The sequence below is a fragment of the Mesorhizobium sp. M1E.F.Ca.ET.063.01.1.1 genome (genome assembly GCF_003998155.1).
GTDB lineage: Bacteria > Pseudomonadota > Alphaproteobacteria > Rhizobiales > Rhizobiaceae > Mesorhizobium.
This window is the reverse complement of record NZ_RZSC01000431.1, coordinates 1-5080: the sequence shown is the minus strand read 5'-3', so window position 1 is coordinate 5080 and position 5080 is coordinate 1. Positions and strand designations below refer to the sequence as shown.

Here is a 5080-nt window from a genome sequence, read left to right as displayed (position 1 = left end):
GTCACGGCGGGGCGGGCTAGCGCGAATGGGATTGAGAACGTGGCGACGCGCATGGGGGCGGCGTTCTCTTCATACGGTCAACTCGCCTTGAAGATATATGTCGCGCTCTGGATCGTCGCTCTGCTGGCCCCGGTTTTCGTCAGCATAAAAGCCTGAACCCGGTCGGCATTCGTCGAGAGGCGAAAACGAGAAAGATGCGAGCATGGCAAACCGCTACGCGCTGCGGATGGACGAGCCGAATAGCTGGACCGTTTTCGACATCTTCGCCGGCCAACCTGCCAAGTTCGAGAAGAAGATGATGGTCGGGATCAAGACGCGCCGGGCGGAAAAGATTGTTGGCGAACTGAACATTCAGGACGCCAAGCGGCGGGAAGAGGCCGGCCGGGAATCCTGATTGGCAAGGCCGATATTGCGGTTCAGCGCTCCTGGCCCGGTCATGGAGCAATCGCCGAATGTCGACTGCCTCCTGCAGTCATTTCGCTTGAAAGGATAATACCCATGAGAACCATGAAAACACCAGATGCCCCGCCCATCATGATCGTGGCCGTCGCCAAATCATCCAAGATTATGTCGGCGCGGCTGACGATCAGAACGGACGAGGCAGCAAGGCGCAGGATCGCCGACACCGACGGCACTCTAAGGCGGGCACGCGAACTCGCGGAACGTAACCGCCTGATTTGAACCAGGCCTTCGTTGGCCAAAAGGTGTCTACCGCAACAACCGCCATCGTGATTAGAGCCGAAAACTGCATTTCCCAGCGAGGCAAGGTTGGGGTTCAGGGGATCGGCTGACGAGTGGGAAAGTGACAATGGCAACTGTCGAATTGATAACAGTTGAGGAGCGGCCCGGTGGCCAGCTTCTATTTAATGTTCGCGTGACCTCACCCGCTGGCAAAATTGAACTGCCGATCGCCATCGAGGGCCAAGGATCTGTCGCTTCGAATGAAACGACGGTTCTTCAGTTGGCGCTTGGTTTTGCCAAAGACCTAGAGGCTTCGGTCCGGCTTCGTCTTGGAGCGGAGCAATAGGGGTCTTTAGCAGCGACGAGTCACTGTGCCAATGATCTGGTCCCGACACGATGCAAGACCTGGCAGGTTGCTCTGGGCTAGAAAGCCGACCGTTCATCCAGCGACCGATTTGCGCCCGGGCGCTTCGTCGGGAACCGGCGTCAAGTGTCGACGGCGTGGGCTCCGATAGTGGAGGAACCAACATCATTAGCATCATCGGCAAGACGGTGGCCGTCCAGAACGCCGCCTGTCGCTTTTTTGTCGGCAGCAGCGGCTTCCAAGACTAACGCCGACCGAAGCCTTGGCCCTGCTTTCGGATCCCACGCCCGCCGAGGCGTGGCTTGAAGCAATAGGAACTGCTCCGCCAGGTGGCCATCGGGCTGTTGACGTTGGCCCTGTCGCAACCACCTTGGTCAGGACATAGTTGAGTCCTTCAAGGCATCTCGGGTTTGCATTCCTTGCTTTGCCAACCTTTAGTCCACGTGCCGTGTGCCAGCTGCCTGATGAGGATGAGCGCATCCTCCAAAAGCGCAGCAAGAGCATTGCAGCAAGAGTGTTAAAGAGTTGCGCACTCGCATTGCAGGTCAAGCTTTTGAACCATTCGGCGCATTCGGGCGTTGGGGGGCATGTCAGCCCACGACAACAGCCGTGACAGCTATCTGCGAAGCATTCGCCGCGCTCGACGTCGCGCCGAGTTACGCTCTGATGAGACACAGCACCTCATCGATGAAAGCCGTCGCCTGATCGAACAATCCCACCAGATTCTAAAGCGGGTCAAATCAGGCAAGAACCCTCGGTCAGGGCATCTGACAAGAACTGACTCGTGCGAAGGCCCATCCCATGGCCGAGACCAAGCGAGAGCGCGAACTGCAATTGCAGGCAGCGAAGGAATTTCGGGTGCAGTTCCTTATGAAGGAAACGGGCATTACCGAGGCCCAGGCTCGTGAACTTGTCGGTATGATCGGCTTAGATGCGAGCTCGCTTCTTCGCGAGGCGCGTCTTCTGAGGAAGAAGAAGTAGCATGCACAGGCCCCGGTGGAGGTCGTCTTTCCTGTGAGAAGGACTATGGTGCGCGTTTCACGGTTCGCCAGGTTGGCAGACCGCGACGCCCGTGCAAAGCGACGGGACAGCAAGGGAGATGCAATGCAGGTACTCGTACGCGACAACAATATCGAACAGGCCCTTCGGGTCTTGAAGAGGAAAATGCAGCGTGAAGGCATCTTTCGTGAGATGAAGGCTCGCCGGGCCTATGAGAAGCCCTCCGAGAGAAAGACTAGGCAACGAGCCGAAGCCATCAGACGAGCACATAAGCTGGCCAGGAAGCGCGCACAGAGAGAAGGCCTGCTGCCTCAGCCAAAAGGAAAAGGTCCGCTACCGCGCCGGCCCGCGCCGGGGGCGCAACGAACTGTCGAAAGTGGAGGCAGCTTTAGGCCGTCGTCCGCGTGAGCGGCGGGATGCCACCGGTTCTCCGCACTTGTTTGCCGACTGCGGAGGGCGCTTCTCTCGCCCCGCTGTATCAGCGTCATGGATCGCGGGGGGGCGTGTCCGGCCGGGCATTCGGAAATTCCTGCTCTCGATGTCGATCACCTGCCCGCAACCGGGACATTCGAGCTGTACGTGCCTGCGAATCCAGCCGATGCTTTTCCTGATCTCATAGTCGCAGGCGGGACAGATGATCCCGATCTCGTCGTCTTCGTAGTCGCTGGCCGGCATATAAGTCTGGCTCCGGTCGGCGGGCTTTTTTGTCAGTTCAGCCTGGGCCGTTCCTCGTTGACGTAGCGAGAAAGGAAGCTCGCGATGTTCATGCAGAGTTGGACATCCGGCTTGACCTGCAAAGGGGGTGCGGCCGGGTCGTTCACAGTGCCGAGTATTGGCACCAGAAAGAAGTCGTCATAGCGCTGTCCGTCGGTGGTGACGACAAACGTAAAGCCAGCGAACTCGGCGTTCAGGCCGGCCTCGATCCTCATCAGCATCACTAGGTTGTCGAACTTGGCACCATGCGGCGGTACTACCAGAAAATGCCGACAAGGCCCCGGCTTGGATGCTGCTGGTTTCATGTGTAGCGGCCCCCCTTAAAACGGGCACGCTAGGTCTGCCACGCTCACAAGGCAAATCACGTCTTGCCCCGGATTGAGCCACAGTGAATTCCCAGTCACTATCCACAGTCCTCATTTGCCGTATATGTTCGCCCGATGGTGGCAGGGCGTTACGATATCGAAAGCGACCCGGACGGCACCTTTTCGGTGATCGACGTTATGACCGGGCTTCCCTACGAGATCTGCGGCCTCCTGCTCGAAAGCATGCCTTTCTGGCTGGCGCTCGACTTGGCCGATTTCCTGAATGACATGGACCGTCAGAGGAAACGCCCCCACTAACGCCGACTCGGCTTCCATAGGTGGGAGCGCTAAAGCGCCGATTAGCGCTTCTTCGGCGGGGTCTTCGGCTCGGCTGTTTCTTTAGCAAGCCGCGCACGTCGCAAACGTTCGGTTTTCGCCTCCCTCGCTGCGGCCTCCTTCTCAATGATCACCTTGGCTGCCCTGGTTGTGGCGTCCTGCTTCACCTCGCCGGGAGAAGCTTTGGGCTTAAAAACGCCATTCGGAATCGAGGGGGGCATAATAACTCCTTACAACGAAAAAAGGCCGGGACATGCCCGACCTTCCACTGTTCGCCTCAATGGCCGCTGCCAATACATCCGTGGTCAATGGCCATGGGACGCACAGCGTCAAGCTGCCTGGATGTTCTCCGCAGAACTCTTGCCTTTGCGTGCATCTTTGACGATGTCGAAGCTCACCTTCTGGCCCTCGACGAGGGACCGCATTCCGGCGCGCTCCACAGCAGAAATATGGACAAACACGTCCGGCTGCCCATTGCCCACTTCGATGAAGCCGAAGCCTTTGGTGGTGTTGAAGAACTTCACTGTCCCAGTAGCCATACGATTTCCTTTCAAATCGATGCAAATCATCGCGTTTGGCCGCCTGACCAAACGTCCCAGTTTTTCGAAATTGAGAGAAAATCGTCAGGGCGCCAATGCGCGAAAACAACGTTCGTTCAACAAGATCGACGCTCGAAACATAGCGCCTTTTTTTCCTGCGGCAAGGTCGTCGGCGCGCTGGTGCTGCGCTGAAAGAAAGACTCGCCGGGCGAGGAACCCCAAGCACCTCAAGCCCGGCGAGAGCTTATTTCCTGATCCCCCGATCAGGACCCGGTGGGAGGATTAGCACCGGCAATCTCTTCAGTTGCAAGGCGGGTGCCAGCATTTTGGTGCCGAAACGGGACATTGGCAAACCCAGGCCAGTACAAGACCAGGCCAGCGCGCGCTGGTTATCCAAAACAGCGCATCTTGCCCTACGGCGCGGCGGCCGGCGCTTCTAAGTTCGGCCTCGGCGCTAGATGAGCCCGGCTTGCTTTTGGGGTTATGATTGAGGTTCGCAAGCCGGGCTATGCGCCGACTGATGGGCGGGGGCTTGGGGTTTATCAGCCGGCGCGATCGGGAGACTGTCTGATTTGCCAGCAGGCCCGCAAATCGACCGAGGTTCAGACTTCCAAGCGCATTGGTCCGAATAAACGAAGCATATAGCCCCTTATTCCATTGAGACGGCGGCCTGCCCTTGGCAAATGCCAGGCGATCAGGAATATAATCCTCACTGGTGCGGCGACCTCATTTTCGGAGATCGCCAATGACAATGAAATTCCCCTTCGTAGAAAACACGCTTGGCAAGAAGCTAGAGGCTGGCACAGGTCTCTCGGTCGACTGCTTGACCTGCAAGCGAAAAGCTCATTTAGACGTCGCCGAGCTGGTGAAGCGGCTCGGGCCGGACCATGGGTGCTTGCACTGGGATCTGATCGAAATCATCTACTGCCACGAGTGCCGAAACGCCGGCCGCGACGATCGAAACCTACAATTCACGAATCATGCGGTGACGCCAGACAAGCGGAGGAGACCCGATGCGTGACGATGAGCTTACCGAACGACCTAGCCGCGGCTGGACGCCATGGAAGGAAGGCAACGGCGAGGCCGACATCGACAAGGTCTGGTGGGCGGCCAGGTGCCTGCATTTTCCCAAGCTCAACGTG

The 5080-nt window shown here is 58.1% G+C and carries 10 protein-coding genes; 7 read left to right on the top strand and 3 right to left on the bottom strand.

Going from position 1 to position 5080, the window contains the following annotated elements; translation table 11 throughout:
- Positions 1-226: 226 nt before the first annotated feature.
- The 5 genes from EOA29_RS24630 to rpsU all read left to right on the top strand — a co-directional run bounded on the left by EOA29_RS24630 (position 227) and on the right by rpsU (position 2452).
- Positions 227-394: a hypothetical protein gene (locus tag EOA29_RS24630; RefSeq protein WP_348628916.1), complete on the top strand. Its 168-nt coding sequence runs from the start codon at positions 227-229 to the stop codon at positions 392-394.
- Positions 395-498: 104 nt separating this feature from the next.
- Positions 499-681: a hypothetical protein gene (locus EOA29_RS24625; RefSeq protein WP_126095067.1), complete on the top strand. Its 183-nt coding sequence runs from the start codon at positions 499-501 to the stop codon at positions 679-681.
- A 127-nt stretch (positions 682-808) separates the two neighbouring features.
- Positions 809-1027, top strand: a complete 219-nt coding sequence (locus EOA29_RS24620; protein ID WP_126095068.1) for a hypothetical protein — start codon at positions 809-811, stop codon at positions 1025-1027.
- 819 nt (positions 1028-1846) lie between these two features.
- Complete coding sequence (locus tag EOA29_RS24615) at positions 1847-2026, top strand: hypothetical protein (protein ID WP_126095069.1); 180 nt, start codon at positions 1847-1849, stop codon at positions 2024-2026.
- Positions 2027-2149: 123 nt separating this feature from the next.
- Complete coding sequence (rpsU, locus tag EOA29_RS24610; RefSeq protein ID WP_126095070.1) at positions 2150-2452, top strand: 30S ribosomal protein S21; 303 nt, start codon at positions 2150-2152, stop codon at positions 2450-2452.
- Positions 2453-2751: 299 nt separating this feature from the next.
- On the opposite strand, the gene EOA29_RS24605 is transcribed toward rpsU, so the two are convergent.
- The gene (locus EOA29_RS24605) at positions 2752-3063 is read right to left on the bottom strand and encodes a hypothetical protein (protein ID WP_126095071.1); all 312 of its coding nucleotides are present in this window, start codon (positions 3061-3063) and stop codon (positions 2752-2754) included.
- 135 nt (positions 3064-3198) lie between these two features.
- Between EOA29_RS24605 and EOA29_RS24600 the strand changes: the two genes are divergently transcribed.
- Complete coding sequence (locus EOA29_RS24600) at positions 3199-3381, top strand: hypothetical protein (RefSeq protein ID WP_127221730.1); 183 nt, start codon at positions 3199-3201, stop codon at positions 3379-3381.
- A gap of 41 nt (positions 3382-3422) precedes the next feature.
- Here the strand turns inward: EOA29_RS24600 and EOA29_RS24595 are convergent, their stop codons facing one another.
- Positions 3423-3620, bottom strand: coding sequence for a hypothetical protein (locus tag EOA29_RS24595; protein ID WP_126095073.1), 198 nt, complete (start codon positions 3618-3620; stop codon positions 3423-3425).
- A 108-nt stretch (positions 3621-3728) separates the two neighbouring features.
- Positions 3729-3938, bottom strand: a complete 210-nt coding sequence (locus tag EOA29_RS24590) for a cold-shock protein (RefSeq protein ID WP_127221732.1) — start codon at positions 3936-3938, stop codon at positions 3729-3731.
- Positions 3939-4683: 745 nt separating this feature from the next.
- On the opposite strand from EOA29_RS24590, the gene EOA29_RS24585 reads away from it, so the two are divergent.
- A complete protein-coding gene (locus EOA29_RS24585; protein WP_126095075.1) occupies positions 4684-4959 on the top strand; it encodes a hypothetical protein in 276 nt (91 codons plus the stop codon).
- Positions 4960-5080 lie beyond the last annotated feature (121 nt).